A 19,943-nucleotide genomic window follows, 5' to 3' on the forward strand; every position below is an offset into this window, starting at 1 on the left:
GGCGATCGCGGACGCGACATGCGCCGTCGCTAGTTGGACGGCCGACTCGAGCGGAGCCGCTGACGTGACGTTGAGCAAACCGGCTGCACAGCCCTGCTTCGATCACACGGCGTTGTTCTATTGTGCACAAGACGAATACCTCGGCGCTGTCGTGCCGTTCATCAGCGAAGGGCTGCGCGCAAAGCAGCCGGTGTGGGTGGCAGTACCCGAGCCCAGGATGGCTTCCTTGCGTCGCGCATTGGGCGACACGGCGGACGGCGCGACGTTGGTCGACATCACCGAGATGGGCCGTAATCCCGGACGGATTCTGGCCGCGGAGTTGGCTTTCTTGGAGCGCCACCCGAATCGGCCCGTTCGGATGATCGCCGAGCCGTTGTGGCCGGGACGCACCAAAGCCGAGTACTGCGCCTGCATCCAGCACGAAGCCCTGACGAATCTCGCGTTCGGCGAACGCGAGGTAGCGGGTTTGTGTCTGTATGACGCAGCCCTTCTCGATGACGGCGAGATCGGGGTGCTGGCCGACGTCCGCGCCACTCATCCGTCGATCCGCCGGGCGGGATCGCACGAGTCCAGCACGGGCTTCGCCGTCGACGCCGCACTGGAGCGTTGCAACCAACCGTTGGTCCGCAGCCCGGCTGCGGTGACCTACACCGTTTCTTTAGCACGCGAATTGGCCGGGGCCCGGCGGCACGGTACTCGCTACGGCCGGCTGCTCGGATTGTCCGCCGACAGAATCGCCGATCTACAGCTGATCGTCACGGAGTTGGCCACCAACAGCATCCAGCACGGCGGGGACGCCTGCCGACTGGCCTTTTGGGAGGACCACGGCCATCTGGTCTGCGAGGCACGCGACAACGGGTTCATCGCCGACCCGCTGGCCGGCCGGCGGCCGCCGAGCAGCGACCGGCCAAGCCCGGCCGGGCTCTTCGTCGTCAATGCAATCGCGGATCTGGTGCGCATGCACACGACCCAGGCCGGCACGACCATTCATGCTTATCTGCGAATCGACCGGCGCGCCGGTGAGGATATGTGATGGAGTTCCGCGCCCGCGCCAGGACTGACCAATGTGAGTGTGGAGGAGTGAGTGGGTACCCTCCTCGCCGATATGGCGACGACCTATAGCGCGAATCGGCTGGTGCACGGGGCGCTCTTCTACTACTCGGAGCGCGAATACGTCGATTCTGTGGTGCGGTTTGTCAGCGGATGGTTGAGTGTGCCCCAACCGGTGCTGGTCGCAGTGCCCGGGGACAAGATCCCTTTGCTGCGCGACGCGCTGGGCGCTGCGGCGAGGGAAGTGACGATGATCGACATCACCGAGGCCGGGCGTAATCCCGGCCGGCTCCTCGGGCTGCTCACCACGTTCCTGGAACGCCACACCCACCGGTCGGCGCGGATCATCGGCGAGCCCGTTTGGCCCGAGCGCAGCGCGGTCGAATACCTGGCCTGCGTGCAGCACGAGGCGCTGGTCAATATCGCGTTTGCCGGTCGGGACGTGACCGGCGTGTGCCTCTACGACGCGACACGACTGGACGCCCGCGCGTTAACGGATGCACGGCGCACCCACCCGATGATCTGGCAGGACGGCTCGCACCAGGACAACCCCGAGTATGCGGTCGAAGCCGCGCTGGATCAGTGCAACCAGCCCCTCACGACCAGTCCCGTCGCGGTGACGCACACCGTCTGCGAGCCGGCGGATCTGGCCGGCGCCCGCCGCTGTTGCACGCGATATGGTCGATTGCTGGGCATGTCCGCAGACCGGCTCGCGGATCTGAAGTTGATCACCACCGAACTGGCCACCAACAGCCTCGATCACACCGGCGGGGTTTGCCGGCTGGCGTTCTGGCACGACGCCGGACACCTGGTCTGCGAGGCCCGCGATATCGGGTATCTGGCTGATCCACTGGCCGGGCGCCGGCCGCCGAAAGACCGGCGAGCAGGGCCCTACGGGCTGTTCGTCGTCAACGCGATCGCGGATCTGGTGCGCACCCACGCCACACCGGCCGGGACCACCATTCAGGCCTACCTGCGGCTTGACCGTCCTCTGGTCGAGGCATGACGCGCCGCCAGGGTGCCGTCGCCTCCGTCGCAGGCCTTGGGGCGCACGCGCACGTGGGCTGGGGCTATCACGACCGGTCGGTGTTCCTGGCCCGCGCCGCCGAATACATTGCCGACGGCCTTCGGCGAAACCACCGGATTTTGTATGCCAGCGACAGTAGCCGCGCGGAGCTACTGAAAGAACTGGTCGACATGGGTTTCGCCGACGCACTCCAGGCCGGGCTGATCTCGGCGACACCGGTGGACGAGCACTACCGGTTTGTTCCGGGCACCGACGTGGTTGACCCCGAGGCCACCGTGGCCGACGCCGTGACGGCCCTGCAGCGTGTCGTCGGAGCGGGATGCAGCGGCTGCCGGGCGGTGGTCGACGGGGCCGCGTTCGTCCGCACACTGGAACAACGCGATGCATTCAGCCGCCTGGAATACCTCGTCGACCAGAAGATGACAGCGCTGCCGTTCTCGGCGCTGTGCGCCTATAACTTGGAGATTTTGGGTGACGCCGCCAAAGAAGTGATTTGCCTGCACCCATTTGTCAGCCGGGGTGCATCGGGCTTCCGCATCTACGCCGAAGAAGGCATCGATTTCGCCTTGGCCGGCGAGATCGACGCAGCCGACGATGAGGCGTTCAGCGCTGCGTTGCAACGGATCTGGCCATTAGCCGGCGCGGACGAGGTGACTGTCGGCGCGCACTGTCTCGACTTTGTCACCCACCGGCAGCTGTTTGCCTTGGATCAGTTGGCCGGCGCCGATGGTCGGCAGGTGGTGTTTCGAACCGACCAGCCTATGGTCGCGCGACTGGCTGACCTGCTGGAGCTGACCAACCTACGGACGGAAATACTGCCGCCGTTCTTTGCCGCCGGCTGAGGGGCATCGCGTCGTCGGCAGCGGCTAACGTGGGCGCGTGCACACTAAGCCAAAGCTCATCCTCGTAGTGACCGCCGCCGTTGCGTTGCTGATCGGCGGGTGCGGTGACTCGTCGGATTCCAAGCCGGCCGTCTCGTCATCGGCTGCCAATTTCGCTTCCACACTGCGAGAGAAGGTCAGCACCGACGCGATGATGGCGCACCTGTCGAAGCTGCAGGACATCGCCCGGGCGAATGACAACACCCGCGCGGTCGGCACTCCCGGGTATGACGCCAGCATCGACTACGTTGTGAGTAAGTTGCGCGACAAGGGTTTTGACGTGCAAACCCCAGACTTCGAGGCTCGGGTGTTCCATGCCGAGACCGGGTCGGTGGCGCTCGGGGACAAGACCTTCGAGGCGCGTGCGCTGGAGTTCAGTCTGCCCACTCCGCCCGACGGGGTGACCGGGCCGTTGGTGCCTGCGCCGATCGAGGACAGTCCGGGCTGCACTCCCTCCGACTACGACAAGCTGCCGGTGAAAGGCGCGGTCGTGTTGGTCGATCGCGGTACCTGCCCGTTTTCGGAGAAGGAGGACGCCGCAGTGCAGCGCGGCGCCGTCGCGCTGATCGTCGCCGACAACGTCCTCGAGGAGAAAATGGGCGGAACGCTGGGCGAGAAGACCGATGTGAAGATCCCGGTGGTCAGTGTCACCAAAGCCGCCGGCGCGGAACTGCGAAGCAAGCCGGGCCCGATCACGGTCAAACTCAAGGCCGAGACCAAGAACATCCAGGCCCGCAATGTGATTGCGCAAACCAAAACCGGGTCGGCCAACGATGTGGTGATGATCGGTGCACACCTCGACAGCGTCCCCGAGGGCCCGGGCATCAACGACAACGGCTCCGGGGTGGCCGCTGTGCTGGAAACCGCGCTGCAGCTGGGCAGCTCGCCGGAGGTGCACAACGCGGTGCGGTTCGGATTCTGGGGCGCAGAAGAACTCGGGCTGATCGGCTCACGGAAGTACGTGGAGTCGCTGGATACCAACGCGCTCAAGGATATTGCGCTCTACATGAACTTCGACATGCTCGGCTCGCCGAATCCGGGCTACTTCACCTACGACGGTGACCAGTCGCTGCCGCTGGACCAGCGGGGCCAGCCGGTGGTGCCAGAAGGCTCGGCCGGTATCGAGCGCTCGCTGGCCGCCTACCTGAATTCGGCCGGCAAGTCACCGCAGGACTTTGCGTTCGACGGCCGGTCGGATTACGACGGTTTCACGCTGGCGGGCATCCCGGCCGGCGGGCTGTTCTCCGGCGCGGAAGCCAAGATGTCCGAGGAGCAGGCCAAGCTGTGGGGCGGCGACGCGGACCAGCCGTTCGACCCCAACTATCACAAGGACACCGACACCTACGATCACGTCGACAGCACCGCGCTGGGTATCCACGGCGGTGGCGTCGCGTATGTGACCGGGCTTTACGCTCAGGATCTCGGCGGCCACAACGGTATTCCGGTTCGCTCGGACCGCGTCCGGCACGAGCTGGCCAAGTGACGAGGGTCGGCTGAGGCCAACTTGTCGGTGCCGAGTGGCATAATCGAACTTATGTTCGAGGATGTGCCGGATCTGGTGGAGCGGATGTGTGCGGCGTCGCGGGCCGAGAATCAGGCGGCCGGTCAGCGGCTGGTTGCGATCGGTGAGTTGGATGCGTTGCGGTTGCGTGAGGTCGGTGAGCGCGAGACGTGGATGACCGATACCCAGGAGGCGGTGAGCGCCGAGGTGGCCGCGGCGTTGGGGATCACTCATGGGTTGGCGACGAGCTATTTGTACTACGCGCGGGTGATGCGCAGTCGGTTGCCGCGGGTGGGGGCGCTGCTGTGTGCCGGCGATATCACGTATTGGATGTTTCAGACGATGGTCTATCGCACCGACTTGATCACCGACGCTGAGGTATTGGCCGGGGTCGATGCCCGGCTGGCAGCGCGGGTGTCGCGCTGGCCGGGGCTGACCCAGAGTCGGCTGGGTGCCTATGTTGACCGGATTGTGGCCGGCGCCGATCGCGATGCGGTGCGCCAACGTCGGGAGGCTCAGGCCAATCGGGAGTTTTGCATTGGGGATGGCGGCAATGGCCTGTGCGAGGTGTTTGGCCGGTTGTTCACCACCGATGCCCATGCGGTGGATGCTCGCCTGGATGCGTTGGCCGACACGGTGTGTGCTTACGATCCGCGGACCCGCCAGCAGCGCCGCGCCGATGCCATGGGGGCCTTGGCAGCGCGGGCCGATCGCCTGCAATGCCGCTGTGGGCGGCCGGATTGCCCGGCCGGGGCGCGGCCGGCGCCGGGGCCGGTGGTGGTGCAGGTGATCGCCGAGCAGGCCACGCTCGACGGCGCGGCTTCAACGCCGGGAGTGATGATCGGGGTCGATGAGCTCATTCCGGCTGAGTTGATCGCTGAACTGGCGAGTTCGGCCACGCTGCGGCCCGTGATCCATCCCGCCGATGCGCCGGCCGAGCCGGGTTATCGACCCTCGCGCGCGCTGGCCGACTTTATCCGCTGCCGCGATCTGACCTGCCGATTCCCTGGCTGTGACCGGCCGGCGACCGCGACCGACATCGACCACACCATCCCCTACGGTGACGGTGGGCCAACACACGCGTCGAACCTCAAATGCCTGTGCCGGCGGCATCATCTGCTGAAAACGTTTTGGGGCTGGCGGGACAAACAGCTCCCCGATGCCACCATCATTTGGACCTCACCGGCGGGGCAGATTTATGTGACCACCCCCGGCAGTGCGTTGCTCTTCCCGACCCTGTGTGTGCCGACCGCAGAGCTGGCCCAGCCACAACCCACACCCAGCGACCGGTGCGGGGATCGCGGGGCGATGATGCCCAAACGTCAACGCACCCGCGCCCAAAACCGCGCGGCCTACATCAGCGCTGAGCGCAAACGCAACCAAGAAGCACGCCACGCCCGCCAAGCCGCCCGCTTAGGCCCAGCCCCACCAAGCAGCGGCCAGGATGAGCCTCCGCCATTTTAGTTGGGAAGCAACCGATCTCGTCGATCTTCGTCCAACGCTTCAAATTGTGCCTCATCGTCGTTAGTCCTCATGCTGCGAGGCCCGGTGCACTTTGGCGGCTCGCCTCGTAATTCAGGAGGGCCGCGAACCGCGCGCGCCACGGGTTGAAACCGACAACTATGTCAAACGGCATCGAGTAAACGAACTTCGTGTCTGGACCTTTGATGCTGATATCGACCGTCTCGGTCGTCGTGACCGTGGCGGTGAGCCCTTGCAGCGGAATGCGCAGAGCGCCCGCTTTATAGCCCTTGATCAGCTCGGTCCACGTGATGCGAAGCTCGTAGAAGTGATGGATGACGCCCTCCACGCGGTTCTGTTCTGTCGGGTCAAAGCCGACCTCTTTCTTGATGGCGGCGCGGTGTCTGTAATAGGCAAAACACACGAACGCGAACATGATCAACCCCAACCACGAGAACAAGATCAACATCAATCCGGCGTAAAAAAGGGCGACCGCGCCGCTCGACGCGCTACGTTCATCTCCTTTCTGTCGAGTCCGGTCTTGCTCCTCGCGATGCTCCCCGCGATCACGGCGCCCAGCAGGCAGACCACCGCCAGGACGTTCACGATCAACCAGTAGTTGGCCACTTATCAGTCCTTTCTCGCGAATGTGCTCATCATGCGCCGAGGTCGGTCGTGGTGGCCGACAATGCGCAGGATGCGTCAGGACTCTTGAAAGATGCTTGGCGAGTTCCATTTATAGCAAGGTTGAGCTGCCATAAGATTCGGCTGGAACCGATCAGACCTGCGAGGCTTCTTCCTCGCGAGCCGGGTCGGTTGGGGCGTGGTGCAACCACCCCGCCACCAAAGCGGTGAGTAACAGCCAGCCGAGGATCGCGGTTGGGATCGCCCAAACACGCCGCACGAGCATCGCGTTGCCGCACTGCGCGACGAGGTTGTCGCCGCCGGCATCGGCGGCATAGGACATGTTCGCGTTAAAGGCTCGGCCGCAGGTGATCTGAATGCCGTACTGGTCATACTGGGCCAAAAAGACCGGCCACCACAGCGCCATGAGTCCGACCACCACCATCAGCATGCCTGCGATGACGAGTAGCAAGTGCCGATTCTTCACGGTCCTCCCTTCAAATCAGGTTGCGGCGCCGACGGATTCGCCATCGCACATCGGCAAGCAACACATAGCTGCCACCTTGTCGGATGAACGTGGGCAGGAAGCGATTGACGAATGCCACCAGCAAAAACAGGAATTCGAATCGACGCTGTTGTCCTGACGTCCACTCGATATGCAAGGCATCCCGGAACACCGGAGCCAGGAATCCCGACGTGAGAAACCGCAGCAATGGCACCAACGGCCGCAGCAGCGGCGTGATCATTGTGAGGTTGATCAGGTCCTGTAGGTAGTTGCGCACGACGTCGTCGATCACAACGCGTTGGCACGCGTCGTTCCAGTATTGGTCGAATTCGGCTCGGGTCGGGGGCCATTGCTCCTCGGTGACCTGCAGGGTAGTGCCCAACGGGAACGCCGACCGGTAAAAGTGCTCGGCAAGTTCGCCGGACAGCTGACCGCGCAGCAGTTGATAGGTGTCCTCCAGGCCGACGAAAAGACATGCTGCTACCCACATCTGGAGGTCACGATCGAAGCCGCTGTACTTCACCGGGCTCGTCGGCTTCGATCGGACTTGGCGGTGCGCGACGTCGACCGCGTCGCGGTAGGCAGCGCGCTCGGCAGGGCTGCCCATGATCGCCACCGCCAGGTAGCTGAACGTGGTGCGCGCCCGCTTCCAGGGATGCTTCATCAGGCTCCCGGAGTCGACCTTGCTCTCGACCACTCCGTAGCCGACCCCGGGCGAGGACAGCTGCATGACGACATTGGCAGCACCGGCAGCAAATGACCAGAAGTCCAGTGCATCGGCCACCGTGGCAGGACGGTCGTCCCAACGTGCTGTGCGCCGAGCGATGTGAATGCGGGTGTCGGCGGTGGTCAGTGGAGCCGATGGGACGTCTGTACTCATGTCATGCACACGTCAGCGAACAGCAGAACCGGCCACGATACGATCGACCCGAGGAAGGACACCACCAGGTCGGCGCCGTGCATGTGGTGCAGATGATCGGTGTGGGTGGTCGACCAAATCATTCCAACCAGCAGGTACGGTGTTCCAACGAGCAAACTTAGCCCGATCAGCTCGGCGATCGTGAGCTGGAAGCCGAGCAGCTGGCGTACCTTGCCCAGCATGGGCGGTTCCCTCCTCGTCGGCACCCTCGGTCAACGGGTTGAATACCAATTATGTTAATGGAGATTCTCACCCCTTGGTAGATTTCGGTTAAGTTTTTCCAGACCTAAATCTGACGCTAGGGTTAGGCGGTGACGACCGCCCGTACCGACTCGGCAGCCGAGGTGCGCCGGCGGCCGAAGGACCGCAAGGCGCAGATCGCCCGGGCTGCTGCCGAAGCGTTCAGCGCGCTGGGCTATCACGCGGTCAGCATGGAAGCCATCGCGACGCGGGTCGGGATTTCCGCGGCGGCGCTATACCGGCACTACTCAGGCAAGTACGAGTTGTTCCGCGGAGCCGTGTTGGCGCTGAGCCAGCAGTTGGTCGACTCGACCGACTTCGTCGACATCGAACCCGCGCACGCTGACCCGGCCGCGACGCTGCGACGGTTGGTCGACGCACTGATCGACGTGACGTTGGCCAACCGGGAGTCCGGCGGACTCTACCGATGGCAGGCCCGCTACCTGCACGGCGAGGACGAGTCCACGTTGAAGGACCAACTCCGACTGGTTAACCGCCGAATCCAACGACCGCTGCTGATGATCCGGCCGGGGCTGACCTCATCGCAGCGGTGGATGCTGTCGTCGGGGCTGCTCAGCGTCATCGGCAGCATCGTCGACCATCGTGTCCGGCTGCCCGACGATGAAATCCGCCCGTTGTTTGCCGAGGCTGCCGCGGCGGTCCTGGACGCCGAGCTTCCGCACCCGGACGACCCCATCGCCCGTCCACCGACCTGGCGCATCTTCGCCTCGGATGCCGGGGTTTACGAAGCGCTGCTACATGCGTCGATGGTGTTGTTCAACCACCATGGCTACCCCGAGACCAGCATGGCGCAGATCGCTTCGGCGGTCGGTATCCCGGTGTCGGGCATCTACCGGTACTTCTCCGGCAAGTGCGAGATTCTTTCCACCGGTCTGCGGCGGGCGGCCGACCGGGTATCGGGCCACCTCTCGGCGATTCTGGGTGATCTCGCCGAACCGCACCAGATGCTGACAGTGTTGATCGAAGCGTTCGTGGCGACATCGTTCGCCAACCCCGAACTGGCCGCCATCTACTACACGGAACGGGTCAATTTGACCCGGGCTGATCAGGAACTACTCCGCGACGTGCAGCGGTCGACGATTGATTCGTGGGTGCGGCTGCTGGCATCGGCACGGCCGGCGCTCAACGAAACACAGGCCCGATTTCTGGTGCACGCCGCGATGGCGCTGGTGGTCGATCTGGGCCGGTTGGTGCAGTACGACGTGCCGGCGGACAACTCGGCCTACCCGCAGGCCTGCGTGCGAAAGCTGATGCAGGCTACTGTGTTTGGCTGTTCCGAATAGCCGTACCGAGCAGGTAGGCCACGTAGCCGATCAACCCGACGATCGCCAGGCTGCGTGTGCGCCGTTCGGAAAAGCCCAGGCCCAACATGGTCTCGATACCGCCGTTGGTGTAGATGTGTTGACGGGTGCCTCGTGGAAACACCGGCTTGCTGATCGGCTCCCACAGCTGCGGGCTGATGAAGTGGGATAACCCGACGCCGGCCAGAGCCAAACCGGAGAATCGGGCCAGGCGCGAGCTGTTGCGGGACATGAATCTCCTTTACGCAATCGCGTAGTCGTCCAACGGGAATCGCGACCCTTCCCGTACCGCGTTGCGCACGGAGGTGGGTCGTAGCAGCGTTGCTTCGCCGCTCGGGTTGAAATAGTAGGACCGCGACGTAACGCAGTCACCGGAGTAGAACACCGAACTGTCCAGGTGTCGGGTCATGCGATCCAGGAAGCGGGCATTGGCCTCTTCGGTAACCTCGAAAGTGGTTGCGCCCCTGCGCTTCACCTCGCCGAGCAACCTGTCCATGTGCCGCATCTGATATTCCATGGTGTTGAAGAACGACAGTCCCGCGAAGGCGTACGGGCTGGCCAGGCTCAGGTAGTTGGGGAAGTACGGGATGGAAACACCCTGATAGGCCTGGAACCTGTGGTCGCGCCACCACTTGCCCAGGTTGCGGCCCTTACGGCCGATTACCTCGATTGCGGGGAAGTTGGCTTCCCACAGGTCGAATCCGGTAGCCAGCACCAGGGTGTCGATGGGAGCCTTGTGCCCGTCCTTGGTGACGATCCCGTCCGGCTCGATCCGCTCGATGCCGCTGGTCTCCAAGTGCACATGGGGTTTGGTGAAACTGCGGTAGTAGTCGTTGGACCAGCTCGGTCGTTTGCAGCCGAGGTCGTAGTCGGGCGTCAGCTTGCGCCGCAACTCCTTGTCGCGCACCTGCGCGAACCGATGCATCTTGCACACGTCCATCCCCCCGATCGCCACACGGCGGAAATAGCGATAGTTCAGCACGGCGGTGAGCGTCATGAACTCGAGCAGCCCGTCGGTGAGCCACCGCAGCGCCCGCTGGGTGAGCGGCACGCGGGCAAACAGTCGCTGCACAGCGGGGGAGATCGGGAAGTCCAGCTTGGGCGCCACCCAGATCGCCGTGCGCTGATAAACCGTCAAGTCGGCGACGATCTTCGCCAGTTCGGGGATGAGCTGGATCGCGGTGGCCCCGGTGCCGATCAGCCCCACCCGACGGCCCGCAAAGTCTTGGCTGTGGTCCCACGCCGTGGTGTGGACGACTTCGCCGTCGAAACCGCTGATACCCGGAATATCCGGGGTGTGCGGCTGGGACAGGAAGCCGGTGGCGGTGATCAAGAATCGTGTGGTCAGCGTCTCGCCGCCGGCCAGCACCACCCGCCACAGCTGCGTCTCCTCATCCCAGTGCGCGCCCTCCACGGTGGTGTTGAACCGCATGTGGCGGCGCACGTCGTACTTGTCGACGATGCGGTCGACGTACTGCTTGATCTCGGGGCCGGGCGCGAACAGCCGCGACCAGTACGGGTTGGGCTCGAACCAGTACGAGTAACTGGTCGACGGGACGTCGACGGCCAGGCCCGGATAGTGGTTGACATGCCAGGTGCCGCCCAGATCTGATTCGCGATCGAGAATGGTGATGTTGTCGAAGCCGAGGCGCTTGAGCTGGATCGCCGCGCCGATTCCCCCGAAGCCCGCCCCGACGATGACACCGTCGTATTGCTTCGTAGTCATAAAAAAACGGTACCTGAGTTGACAGTAAGTATGGAATTAGCGGCGCCTGAGCGATGTTACGTGTCACGGCAATCCGCAAAAGTGCCGTCGGCCACAAATGTCGACAACCGTCGCCCGAAATAGACCGCGTGCGCCACCCCCGACACTGGTGAACAGTGAGTTTGGCAGCGCCCGACCCAAGAGTTGCAGCGCGGCGTCGACCGCCAGCGCCGCTACATCAACGGTCTTCGATGCCAAATCGTGACGTGCGCCGGTGATCTCGACGATCCAGGTCGGCGCCGGGATCAGGGCGGCCGCACCGCGCAACTCGTCGAGAGTGCCGAAGGGATCTGACGTGCCGTGCGTGAAGACCGTCGGCACGCTGATGTCGGGCAGGTGCTCGGTGCGGGCGCGGTCCGGCTTACCGGGCGGATGCACCGGATAGGAGAACAGCGTCAACACGTCCACTGACACCGAACCGTCGGAAACCACCATCGACGTCTGCCGGCCGCCGTAGGAGTGGCCACCGGCGATCAGCGGGCCGTCGGCAAGTCCGCGGCACACCGTGATCGCCTCCACGATGCCGGCACGGTCGGCGGCCGCCGAACCGGACGGCGGTCCTTTGGGCCGGCGTCGCCGGTAGGGCAGGTTGTAGCGCACCGCCAGCCAGCCACGCTGCGCCCATTCGTCGCAAAGTCGTTGTAGCAGAGCAGATTCCCGGCTGCCACCGGCACCGTGTGTCAGCACCACCACGCCGGAGGGTGTGCCCTCGGGTTCGTGAGCGACCCCGGCGATCTGATCCAGGTTCATGTGTCGAGCCGAAACAGCGGAGACACCGGGCCGTGGCCGTGACCGAGTGGATAGGAGGCGCGGAGGCATTCAGTCACCCAGCCTTTGGCGAACGCGACAGCATCCGGAACGGCGTTGCCGTGGGCCAGTGCACAAGCTGTGGCGGCGGCCAGCGTGTCCCCGGCACCGTGGTCATGGGCGGTGTCTACTCGCGGCGACTCGAACTCGTGAAAGTCGGTGCCGTCGAACAGCAGATCCGTGCTGTTGGCCGATCCCTGCAGATGCCCGCCCTTGACCAGCGCCCACTTCGGTCCCAGCGCGTGCAGAGCGCGGGCGGCGTCGTGCTGCGAATCGGAATCGATGACCTCGATGTCGACCAGTAGCCGCACTTCGTGCAGATTCGGTGTCACCAGTGTGGCCAGCGGAAACAGTTCGGCGCGAATCGATTCCAGCCCGCCGGAGTCCAGCAGCGGGTCACCGTGCATCGATGCGCACACCGGATCGACCACCAGAGGGACATCCGGTCCATGGTCACGCCAACTGTCCGCCACCGCGGCGATGATCTCGGCGGAGGCCAGCATCCCGGTTTTCGCGGCCTGCAGGCCGATATCGTGGCACACCACCTCGATCTGCGCAGCGATCACGTTGCCCGGAACTTTGTGGAAACCCCTGACTCCCACCGAGTTCTGCACCGTCACCGCGGTCACGGCGCACAAGGCATGCACACCCAGCAACGTGCAGGTGCGCACGTCGGCCTGCAGTCCGGCACCGCCGCCGGAGTCCGATCCGGCGATGGCCAGCACCCGCAGCGGCGTCGTGCCCGGCGGCGCCAGCGGCAGGTAGTTCACTGTGCGAGCGGTAGATACACCCGATTGCCGTGCTCGGCGAACTCGGCCGACTTCTCCGCCATCGCGGCTTCGATGGCTTCCTCACTGTCGAGTCCGTGCTTGGCGGCGTAATCCCGCACGTCCTGCGTGATGCGCATCGAGCAGAACTTCGGCCCGCACATCGAGCAGAAGTGCGCGGTCTTGGCCGGCTCGGCGGGCAGCGTCTCGTCGTGGAATTCTTTTGCGGTATCGGGATCCAGCGACAATGCGAACTGGTCGTTCCAGCGGAACTCGAACCGCGCCGTCGACAATGCATCGTCCCGCTCCTGGGCACGGGGATGCCCCTTGGCCAGGTCGGCGGAATGCGCGGCGATCTTGTAGGCGATCACCCCGTCTTTGACGTCTTTGCGATCCGGCAGCCCCAGATGCTCCTTGGGTGTGACGTAGCAGAGCATCGCGGTGCCGGCCTGCGCGATGATCGCGGCACCGATCGCCGAGGTGATGTGGTCATAAGCAGGGGCGATGTCGGTGGCCAGCGGGCCCAGCGTGTAGAACGGGGCTTCCTCGCAGAGTTCCTCTTCGAGCCGCACGTTCTCGACGATCTTGTGCATCGGGACGTGGCCGGGGCCTTCGATCATCACTTGGGCGCCATGGGCTTTGGCGATCTTCGTCAGCTCGCCCAGCGTGCGCAGCTCGGCGAACTGCGCGGCGTCGTTGGCATCGGCGATCGAGCCGGGCCGCAGCCCGTCGCCCAGCGAGAACGTGACGTCGTAGCGGGCGAAGATGTCGGCCAGTTCCTCGAAGTGCGTGTAGAGGAAGGATTCCTGGTGATGCGCCAGGCACCAGGCGGCCATGATCGACCCGCCGCGCGACACGATGCCGGTAACCCGCTTGGCGGTCAGCGGTACATACCGCAGCAGCACTCCGGCATGCACGGTCATGTAGTCGACACCCTGCTCGCACTGCTCGAGCACGGTGTCGCGGTAGATCTCCCACGTCAGCTCGGTCGGATCACCCTTGACCTTCTCCAGCGCTTGATAGATCGGAACGGTGCCCACCGGAACCGGCGAATTGCGGATGATCCACTCGCGGGTTTCGTGGATGTCCTTGCCGGTGGACAGATCCATGATGGTGTCGGCGCCCCAGCGGGTCGCCCACACCATCTTGTCGACCTCCTCGGCGATCGAGGAGGTAACCGCCGAGTTGCCGATATTGGCATTGACTTTCACCGCGAACGCCTTGCCGATGATCATCGGCTCGCTCTCGGGATGGTTGTGGTTGGTCGGGATCACCGCGCGGCCGCGGGCCACCTCGTCGCGCACCAACTCGGCCGGCATGCCTTCGCGGTCGGCGATGAATGCCATCTCCGCGGTGATCTCGCCGGCGCGGGCCCGTTGCAACTGCGTGCCGCGGTCGCGCACCACACCGGGACGCGGCGGCAGACCGCGATGCACGTCGATCACCGCGTCCGGATCGGTGTAGGGGCCGGAGGTGTCGTAGAGGTCGAAATGTTCGCCGTTGGACAGGTTTACCCGCCGGAACGGCACTCGAAGAGCGGCCCCGCCGCCGGGCACCTCGATGTCGCGGTAAGCCTTGCTGCTGCCTGCGATCGGGCCGGTGGTCACAGCAGGTTCGACGGTTGCGGTCATATTTCCTCTCCCTACGCCGGCATTACCCGGTCAGGTTCATACGGTCGACGGCCCCCGAGCCGTCCTCTCAGCGCACTTCGGTGCGCTCCCGCGTGGATTGTGGACCCTGCCCACGCTAGCGCAGCACAGCGGCGGTGTCAGAAGCGCTCGGAAACGACGTGCCTAGACCTCTTCCATCGCCTGGCCGAGTTCTTCGAGCAACTTGTTGTGGTGGTTACTGGCCAGGACATGCCCGGCGGCGATGACCAGCGCCACCGGCCAGTCGATGAGCTCGAATGCGGCCAGTGCGGCCAGCCCGCCGTAGTACGCCAGTTGCTCGGGCCGCGGCACCTGCACCTGCCCGACCAGCGGCAGGTTGACCGCGAACGTCTCGCCTTCGCGGATGTGTTCGACCGCTTCGCGTTGCGATGCGGTGCGGCGCGTTTTCTTTTCGACCATCATTTGCCTTTCCGAAACGTTGAGTTTGCCGCTGAGCCGGGTACTGCCGTCACTGTCGGACGTATGTCGACGACCGATGCTCTGGCTGATCCACTAGCTTCAGCGCTCGCTCAGCTGTTGACGGTGCCGGTGACCGAGTTGTACGCGGTGTTGTGGCGCGTCGGCGTTGTGGAGGTCGGGAAACCTGATCGGGTTCCGGCTCCACAGGGCGTTGACCAGCCAATCGCCGGGTTGCAACAGCCACCGCGACGGTTGCCGCCGCGGCTGCTCCCAGCGCTTGCGCCCACGCGAGCGGGCCAAGCGGCGTACAGCCGAGCAGCTGGCTGACCCCCGGAATACTGATGATTGTCGCCATTGCGGCCAGCGAGCCGACGGCGGTGCCCACCACCAGCGGGGCATGTGAGTCGAGCAGTGTCTGGCCCAGCTGAGCGGCCACCAGCGCCACCAGCGCCACGGTGGAGGCGCGCTGGGGGCGCCCGGTGACGCCGGCCATCACCCACGCCGCCGTTGCAGCGGCCGCCGTCGTCGCACCTCGGATCCCGACTGCACGCCATAACGCGCGCTGATCAGGACCGCGTCCCTCCCAGTTGTCCGCCCCGGTCGTCGGACTCACCGCAAGCGCCGCGGCCGGCAGCGCGTCGGTGAGCATGTTCACCAGCAGCAGTTGGCGCGTGTTGAGCGGGGAGCGACCGGTGATCGCGCTGCCGATGACCGAAAAGCCGACCTCGCCGGCATTGCCGCCGAGCAGCACCGACACCGCCGCCTGCACCCGCCGCCAAAGTTCCCGGCCTTCCTCGATGGCCTGCAGTAGCGCCTGGATGCGGCCGTCGACCAGGACCACGTCGGCCGCGGTGCGGGCCGGGTCGCTGCCGCGCGCGACGACGCCGATCCCGACGGTGGCGGCCCGGATGGCGGCGGCATCGTTGGAGCCGTCCCCGACCATCGCGCAGACCTTGCCGGCGCGTTCCAGGGTCTGCACGATCTGCACCTTGTTTTCCGGCGACATGCGGGCGAAGATCACCCGCTCGGCGACTGCGCGTTCCTGGTCCTTGCGGGACAGGTTGTCCCACTCCGTACCGCTGATCACCTGGCTCGGGGGCACCGGCATTCCCAGTTCCCGGGCGATCGCGGTGGCGGTGATCGGGTGGTCGCCGGTGATCAGCCGCACGGCCACCTTCCGCTCAGAGAGCGCCGCGAGCAGGCCGGCGGCTTCCGGGCGCGGGGTGTCGGACAGTCCCAGCAGTCCGGCCAGCGACAGCTCGCCGTCGGCCAGCCCGGCGATGGCGTCGTCGTCGTCGTTCTGCACGGTCTGCGCCTGCGCGGAGGTGAGCCGTCGCCGCGCCACCGCGATCACCCGCAGCCCGCCGGCGGCCAGCCCGTCGACGGTTTTCCACATGTCCGGGCCGACGTCTGCACAGTTGGCCAGCACAACTTCCGGTGCGCCCTTGATGGTCAGCTCTTCTCCCGACACCGATGCCGAGAACGATCGGCCGGAGCGGAACGGCAGATGCGCGTCGGGATCGCGGGCGGGACCGGCGCCGTTCACCGACAGCGCCGCCTCGGCGATGGCCCGATCGGTGGCGTGGATCTGGGGCGTGCCGTTGGACGGCGGGGTGGCATGCGCCGCGTAGTGCAACACCTCTTCGCGGGAATGTCCGCCGACGGGATGCACCTCGGCGACCCGCAGCCGGTTCTCGGACAGCGTTCCGGTCTTGTCGAAGCAGACCACGTCGACGCGGCCGAGCGCCTCCACCGAACGCGGGACGCGGACCAGCGCCCCGAAGGTGGTGAGCCGCCGCGCCGATGCCGCCTGCGCGAGAGTGGCCACCAACGGCATCCCTTCCGGGACCGCCGCCACGGTGACGGCGATGCCGCTGGCAACGGCTTCCCGCAAGCCGCGGCGACGCAAGATTCCCAGCGCGCTGACCAACGCACCGCCGGCCATGCTGACCGGGAACGCCCGATTGGTGAGCTGGCTGAGCTGGTGTTGCAGCCCGACGGTGGGCAGCTCGCCGGACGCCAGTTCGGCAGCGCGCCGGGCCTGGGTGTCGGCGCCGACCGCGGTCACCACCGCGACCGCGGTGCCCGCCACCACCGTGGTCCCCTCGAACAGCAGGCAGCGGCGCTCGGCCAACTCGACGCCCGGGGTGGCGTCGACTTGCTTTTCCACCGACAGCGATTCGCCGGTGAGGGTCGACTCGTCGACTTCGACGTCGACTTCCTCGATGACCCGGGCGTCAGCAGGCACTACCTCATGGGTGCGCACCTCGATCACGTCGCCGGGCCGCAGTTGCTCGGCGGCGACGTCGGTGTAGACCGGTGCGCCGTCGGGGCCGGCCGTTACCTTCCGAGCCGGCGGAACCTGTTGCGCCAGCAGGCGATTGAGCCGACTCTCGGCGCGCAGTCGCTGGCTGGCCGCCAGGACGGCGTTGCCGGTCAACACCGAACCGACGAGCACCGCGTCGACGGGTGAACCCAGCACCGCGCTCGCCGCCGAACCCAGCGCCAGCACCGGGGTCAACGGATCGGACAACTCGGCGCGCACGGCCGTGACGAACTGCCACACCGCGCGACGTGGGCGTCCGGCCAGTTCGACGCCGCGTTGAGCGGTTTCCACGGCGCGACTGGGCTTCGCGATTTCGGGCGTTTCGGGCGGCGGCAGCTCACGGCGAACCTGCTCGACTGTCATCGCATGCCACTCGTGCACAGGCGCCGGCCGCGGCGGGGATGCCCGAACCGTCTGACGGGCCAGCCAGTAACCCGAGAGCAGACCGGCGGCCGCGCCGGTGGTCACCGGACCCGGCCCGCGGCCGCGGACCCCTGGCAGCATCAGCAACGCGCCCAGCGCCGTCGCACCGGTGGAGATCTCGATGCCGCGCCGGCTAGCCGACTTGGCCGCAGGCAGCGCGTGCAGCACCCGCCAGGCAGCGGTCAGATCCGGCAACAGCAGATCGGCGTACCACGGCGGCGGCTCGGAATCGTTGCGCGGCATGATCCCCAACGCGACGTCGGCCGACGACAGCGCCTGGCCGCCGGCCGTCGACAGCACCGCCACCACGTGACCGTCCTGCTGCAGTTCGGCCAAGGCGTCGGTGAGCGCGTCGTCGACGGACCCGACATCCAGCGGCCGGATCTCGTCGAACGCGGGCCGAAGCTCGCCGAGCGAATCGATGTCGACGGAGATCAGATCCACCCCGCAGCGGCGCGCCTCGGCCATCATCGCCGGCGCCATCGGATCGTGGGTCGGGCAGATCAGCGCCTCGACGCGCGACCTCGGTCTTGGGGCTGGCATGCCGGGAATCGGGTGCCAGCCCGCACGCAGGTCGCCGTCGTCCAACAGTGTCTGGGCGCGGTGCCACGCTGCGGTGAGCTCGTTCTCCGGCGCGCCGCGCACGCGGACCACCCGTAGCGTCTCGGTGCACAGCACCCGGGGGTCGACGAGCAGCGCGTCGATCTGGTCGAGCCGGCGCAGGCTTTCCGGCCGCAACGGCAGCACGCCGTGCTGGTCGGCCCAGGCGTATCCGAGTGTCGCGGCGAAGGACTCGCGGGTGGTGCGCAGCGCTTTGGGCGCCGTCACCAGTGCGGCCGTCGACGCCATGTTCAGGCTTCGGGTGCCCGCGCCGATCACCGCGGCCCCGACGGCTTGCGCGACAGCGAAGCGCTGAGCGTGCCGTTGGGCTGCGCCCACCGGTGGCGGCACCGGCCGCGACGACGGGTGGGCTTCGGGGTGGTCGGCATGCCGGGCCAACGCCGGTTCGTGGCGGCGCCAGGCTTGCGCTTCGGCGCGGCACTCGGCGGCCTTGAGTGCCTCCATCATCAGATCCACCGCCAGCGACGCCGGCGACAGCGAGACGATATGTGCCGCAGTCATCGCGACGGTCAGCGCGGTGTCGGTTGCCGCGTGGCCGATGCGGTCTTCGAGCACGCGACGCAGCCGGGGCTGGAAGTCCACCGCCACCACGGCCGCTTCGACACTGTCCGGCAGTCGCGGCCAGCGCAGCGCGCGGCCCGCCATGGCTGCGGCCATGCCCGCTGCGGTGGCACCGACCGCCACCGCCTTGGTGGCCACTACCAGACCGTCACCGGGCAGCGATTTGGGGCGAGGGTCTCTGCCGACGACATCTGTTCTGGGACAGCGCTTTTCGGCTTCGCCGACCACCCGGCACAGGTCGTGCAGCGAAACCCGGTCGCCATTGAGGACGACGACCACCCGCGACAGCGGGCGGTTGAGGCTCGCCGAGGCGACTCCGGGGCGGGCGCGGACGGCGTCGAGGACGATACGGCCGAGTTCAGCGCCGTCGGGACGGTCCAGTCCGCGCACCTCGATCCAGGCGCGGCCCTCGCCCCGCCAGGCATGCCGGCGGGGCGGTGGTCCGGGCAGCTCGCCGGACAAGGCTCTGACGCCTTCCCGGACCGGAATGGTGACCATGCTGGCGCCGATGGACGCCGCGGTGCTCAGAGTCTGGATGCCCACCGCGACCGCGCGCAGCGGCATGGGTCTTCGCACGGATTCGACGGTACTCAATCGCGGAAACTAATGACGGCCGCGTGATTGTGTGCCGCGAGACTGCCGCGTCGATGCCTGTTTGGTCGGCGATGTTCGCCGGGGCTGTGACTTCTTCGCGGCCCCGGTCGATTTGGCCGGGCTCGATTTCGCCGGGGTCGACTTGGCCGGGGTGGACCTGGCCGGCGCTGTGGTGGCGTCGCGCGGACGATTCAGCTGTCGCAGCACCAATGCCCCGCCGCCGACGGCCAACAACACCGGCCATTCGACTAGCCCGCTGACGCCGAGAGCGCCCAGTGTCAACGCGGCGGCCGCCTTCGAGTGGCTCCCGCTGTCGATCCCGCGCTGAATGCCGGCCGCGGCTCCCGTCACGCCGCCGACGACACCACTGACCGCCGCGCCGCCCACCGCGCCCGCGGCGGCAGTCGTCGCCGCTGCGGCGCGACTCACCGTTCGCGTCACGCTGCGCACTGCACCGCCGACGACACCCATGACTTCTAT

At 66.4% G+C, this 19,943-nt stretch carries 17 protein-coding genes, 2 pseudogenes and 1 riboswitch; of the genes and pseudogenes, 7 read left to right on the top strand and 12 right to left on the bottom strand.

The genetic code is table 11. From position 1 onward, the window contains the following. Positions 1–64 precede the first annotated feature (64 nt). Genes AC5Y42_RS01045 through AC5Y42_RS01065 form a run of 5 tightly spaced genes read left to right on the top strand, consistent with a single transcriptional unit; the run spans position 65 to position 5,923 of the window. Positions 65–1,033 (top strand): anti-sigma factor RsbA family regulatory protein, encoded by a 969-nt coding sequence (locus AC5Y42_RS01045; protein ID WP_499895112.1) that lies wholly within the window; start codon positions 65–67, stop codon positions 1,031–1,033. Between the two features lie 51 nt (positions 1,034–1,084). After that, positions 1,085–2,056 carry an anti-sigma factor RsbA family regulatory protein gene (locus AC5Y42_RS01050; protein WP_499895114.1) on the top strand — a complete coding sequence of 324 codons (972 nt, stop codon included), beginning with the start codon at positions 1,085–1,087 and terminating at the stop codon, positions 2,054–2,056. Continuing rightward, a complete protein-coding gene (locus AC5Y42_RS01055; protein ID WP_499895116.1) occupies positions 2,053–2,919 on the top strand; it encodes an MEDS domain-containing protein in 867 nt (288 codons plus the stop codon). Before AC5Y42_RS01050 ends, AC5Y42_RS01055 begins: the two co-directional genes overlap by 4 nt. 37 nt (positions 2,920–2,956) lie before the next feature. Next, complete coding sequence (locus AC5Y42_RS01060) at positions 2,957–4,441, top strand: M28 family metallopeptidase (RefSeq protein WP_499895118.1); 1,485 nt, start codon at positions 2,957–2,959, stop codon at positions 4,439–4,441. 51 nt (positions 4,442–4,492) lie between these two features. Beyond that, positions 4,493–5,923: an HNH endonuclease signature motif containing protein gene (locus AC5Y42_RS01065; protein ID WP_499895120.1), complete on the top strand. Its 1,431-nt coding sequence runs from the start codon at positions 4,493–4,495 to the stop codon at positions 5,921–5,923. Positions 5,924–5,990: 67 nt separating this feature from the next. Here the strand turns inward: AC5Y42_RS01065 and AC5Y42_RS01070 are convergent, their stop codons facing one another. The 4 genes from AC5Y42_RS01070 to AC5Y42_RS01085 are packed head-to-tail and all read right to left on the bottom strand — an operon-like array spanning position 5,991 to position 8,150. Beyond that, positions 5,991–6,656 carry a hypothetical protein gene (locus AC5Y42_RS01070; RefSeq protein ID WP_499895121.1) on the bottom strand — a complete coding sequence of 222 codons (666 nt, stop codon included), beginning with the start codon at positions 6,654–6,656 and terminating at the stop codon, positions 5,991–5,993. Positions 6,657–6,698: 42 nt separating this feature from the next. Beyond that, the gene (locus AC5Y42_RS01075; protein ID WP_499895123.1) at positions 6,699–7,031 is read right to left on the bottom strand and encodes a hypothetical protein; all 333 of its coding nucleotides are present in this window, start codon (positions 7,029–7,031) and stop codon (positions 6,699–6,701) included. Between the two features lie 10 nt (positions 7,032–7,041). Further along, positions 7,042–7,929 carry an oxygenase MpaB family protein gene (locus tag AC5Y42_RS01080; protein ID WP_499895124.1) on the bottom strand — a complete coding sequence of 296 codons (888 nt, stop codon included), beginning with the start codon at positions 7,927–7,929 and terminating at the stop codon, positions 7,042–7,044. Next, complete coding sequence (locus AC5Y42_RS01085) at positions 7,926–8,150, bottom strand: hypothetical protein (protein WP_499895126.1); 225 nt, start codon at positions 8,148–8,150, stop codon at positions 7,926–7,928. Before AC5Y42_RS01085 ends, AC5Y42_RS01080 begins: the two co-directional genes overlap by 4 nt. 162 nt (positions 8,151–8,312) lie before the next feature. Here AC5Y42_RS01085 and AC5Y42_RS01090 point away from each other — a divergent pair, with 162 nt between their 5' ends. Further along, complete coding sequence (locus AC5Y42_RS01090; protein WP_499895807.1) at positions 8,313–9,512, top strand: TetR/AcrR family transcriptional regulator; 1,200 nt, start codon at positions 8,313–8,315, stop codon at positions 9,510–9,512. On the opposite strand, the gene AC5Y42_RS01095 is transcribed toward AC5Y42_RS01090, so the two are convergent. The 6 genes and pseudogenes from AC5Y42_RS01095 to AC5Y42_RS01120 form a co-directional block, all read right to left on the bottom strand. Further along, positions 9,487–9,762 carry a hypothetical protein gene (locus AC5Y42_RS01095; protein WP_499895128.1) on the bottom strand — a complete coding sequence of 92 codons (276 nt, stop codon included), beginning with the start codon at positions 9,760–9,762 and terminating at the stop codon, positions 9,487–9,489. The two genes, AC5Y42_RS01090 and AC5Y42_RS01095, sit on opposite strands and share 26 nt — an antisense overlap. A 9-nt stretch (positions 9,763–9,771) precedes the next feature. Beyond that, a complete protein-coding gene (locus AC5Y42_RS01100; protein ID WP_499895130.1) occupies positions 9,772–11,256 on the bottom strand; it encodes a flavin-containing monooxygenase in 1,485 nt (494 codons plus the stop codon). A gap of 180 nt (positions 11,257–11,436) precedes the next feature. After that, positions 11,437–12,045, bottom strand: a pseudogene (locus AC5Y42_RS01105) (alpha/beta hydrolase family protein); the annotation flags it as partial. Further along, the gene (thiD, locus tag AC5Y42_RS01110) at positions 12,042–12,872 is read right to left on the bottom strand and encodes a bifunctional hydroxymethylpyrimidine kinase/phosphomethylpyrimidine kinase (protein ID WP_499895132.1); all 831 of its coding nucleotides are present in this window, start codon (positions 12,870–12,872) and stop codon (positions 12,042–12,044) included. The pseudogene AC5Y42_RS01105 and the gene thiD, both read right to left, overlap by 4 nt. Next, positions 12,869–14,500, bottom strand: a complete 1,632-nt coding sequence (gene thiC / locus AC5Y42_RS01115) for a phosphomethylpyrimidine synthase ThiC (protein WP_499895133.1) — start codon at positions 14,498–14,500, stop codon at positions 12,869–12,871. Before thiC ends, thiD begins: the two co-directional genes overlap by 4 nt. After that, a riboswitch (TPP riboswitch) is annotated at positions 14,492–14,602 on the bottom strand. (Overlaps the previous gene by 9 nt.) A 60-nt stretch (positions 14,603–14,662) precedes the next feature. Next, a complete protein-coding gene (locus AC5Y42_RS01120; RefSeq protein ID WP_499895809.1) occupies positions 14,663–14,938 on the bottom strand; it encodes a hypothetical protein in 276 nt (91 codons plus the stop codon). Here AC5Y42_RS01120 and AC5Y42_RS01125 point away from each other — a divergent pair. Further along, a pseudogene (locus tag AC5Y42_RS01125) lies at positions 14,885–15,073 on the top strand (hypothetical protein); the annotation flags it as partial. The gene AC5Y42_RS01120 and the pseudogene AC5Y42_RS01125 overlap by 54 nt on opposite strands. Here AC5Y42_RS01125 and AC5Y42_RS01130 read toward each other — a convergent pair. Beyond that, positions 14,988–19,433: a cation-translocating P-type ATPase gene (locus AC5Y42_RS01130; protein ID WP_499895810.1), complete on the bottom strand. Its 4,446-nt coding sequence runs from the start codon at positions 19,431–19,433 to the stop codon at positions 14,988–14,990. The pseudogene AC5Y42_RS01125 and the gene AC5Y42_RS01130 overlap by 86 nt on opposite strands. A 39-nt stretch (positions 19,434–19,472) precedes the next feature. Further along, positions 19,473–19,934, bottom strand: coding sequence for a hypothetical protein (locus AC5Y42_RS01135; RefSeq protein ID WP_499895135.1), 462 nt, complete (start codon positions 19,932–19,934; stop codon positions 19,473–19,475). Positions 19,935–19,943 lie beyond the last annotated feature (9 nt).

This window comes from Mycobacterium sp. NGS48 (assembly GCF_059812585.1).

Bases quoted from the DNA above. Each gene is read 5' to 3' on its own strand.
- AC5Y42_RS01055 (WP_499895116.1), top strand. From the start codon at position 2,053: ATGACGCGCCGCCAGGGTGCCGTCGCCTCCGTCGCAGGCCTTGGGGCG.
- AC5Y42_RS01065 (WP_499895120.1), top strand. From the start codon at position 4,493: ATGTTCGAGGATGTGCCGGATCTGGTGGAGCGGATGTGTGCGGCGTCG.
- AC5Y42_RS01070 (WP_499895121.1), bottom strand. From the start codon at position 6,656: ATGGAACTCGCCAAGCATCTTTCAAGAGTCCTGACGCATCCTGCGCAT.
- AC5Y42_RS01080 (WP_499895124.1), bottom strand. From the start codon at position 7,929: ATGAGTACAGACGTCCCATCGGCTCCACTGACCACCGCCGACACCCGC.
- AC5Y42_RS01085 (WP_499895126.1), bottom strand. From the start codon at position 8,150: ATGCTGGGCAAGGTACGCCAGCTGCTCGGCTTCCAGCTCACGATCGCC.
- AC5Y42_RS01095 (WP_499895128.1), bottom strand. From the start codon at position 9,762: ATGTCCCGCAACAGCTCGCGCCTGGCCCGATTCTCCGGTTTGGCTCTG.
- AC5Y42_RS01100 (WP_499895130.1), bottom strand. From the start codon at position 11,256: ATGACTACGAAGCAATACGACGGTGTCATCGTCGGGGCGGGCTTCGGG.
- thiC (WP_499895133.1), bottom strand. From the start codon at position 14,500: ATGACCGCAACCGTCGAACCTGCTGTGACCACCGGCCCGATCGCAGGC.
- AC5Y42_RS01120 (WP_499895809.1), bottom strand. From the start codon at position 14,938: ATGGTCGAAAAGAAAACGCGCCGCACCGCATCGCAACGCGAAGCGGTC.
- AC5Y42_RS01130 (WP_499895810.1), bottom strand. From the start codon at position 19,433: ATGCCGCTGCGCGCGGTCGCGGTGGGCATCCAGACTCTGAGCACCGCG.
- AC5Y42_RS01135 (WP_499895135.1), bottom strand. From the start codon at position 19,934: ATGGGTGTCGTCGGCGGTGCAGTGCGCAGCGTGACGCGAACGGTGAGT.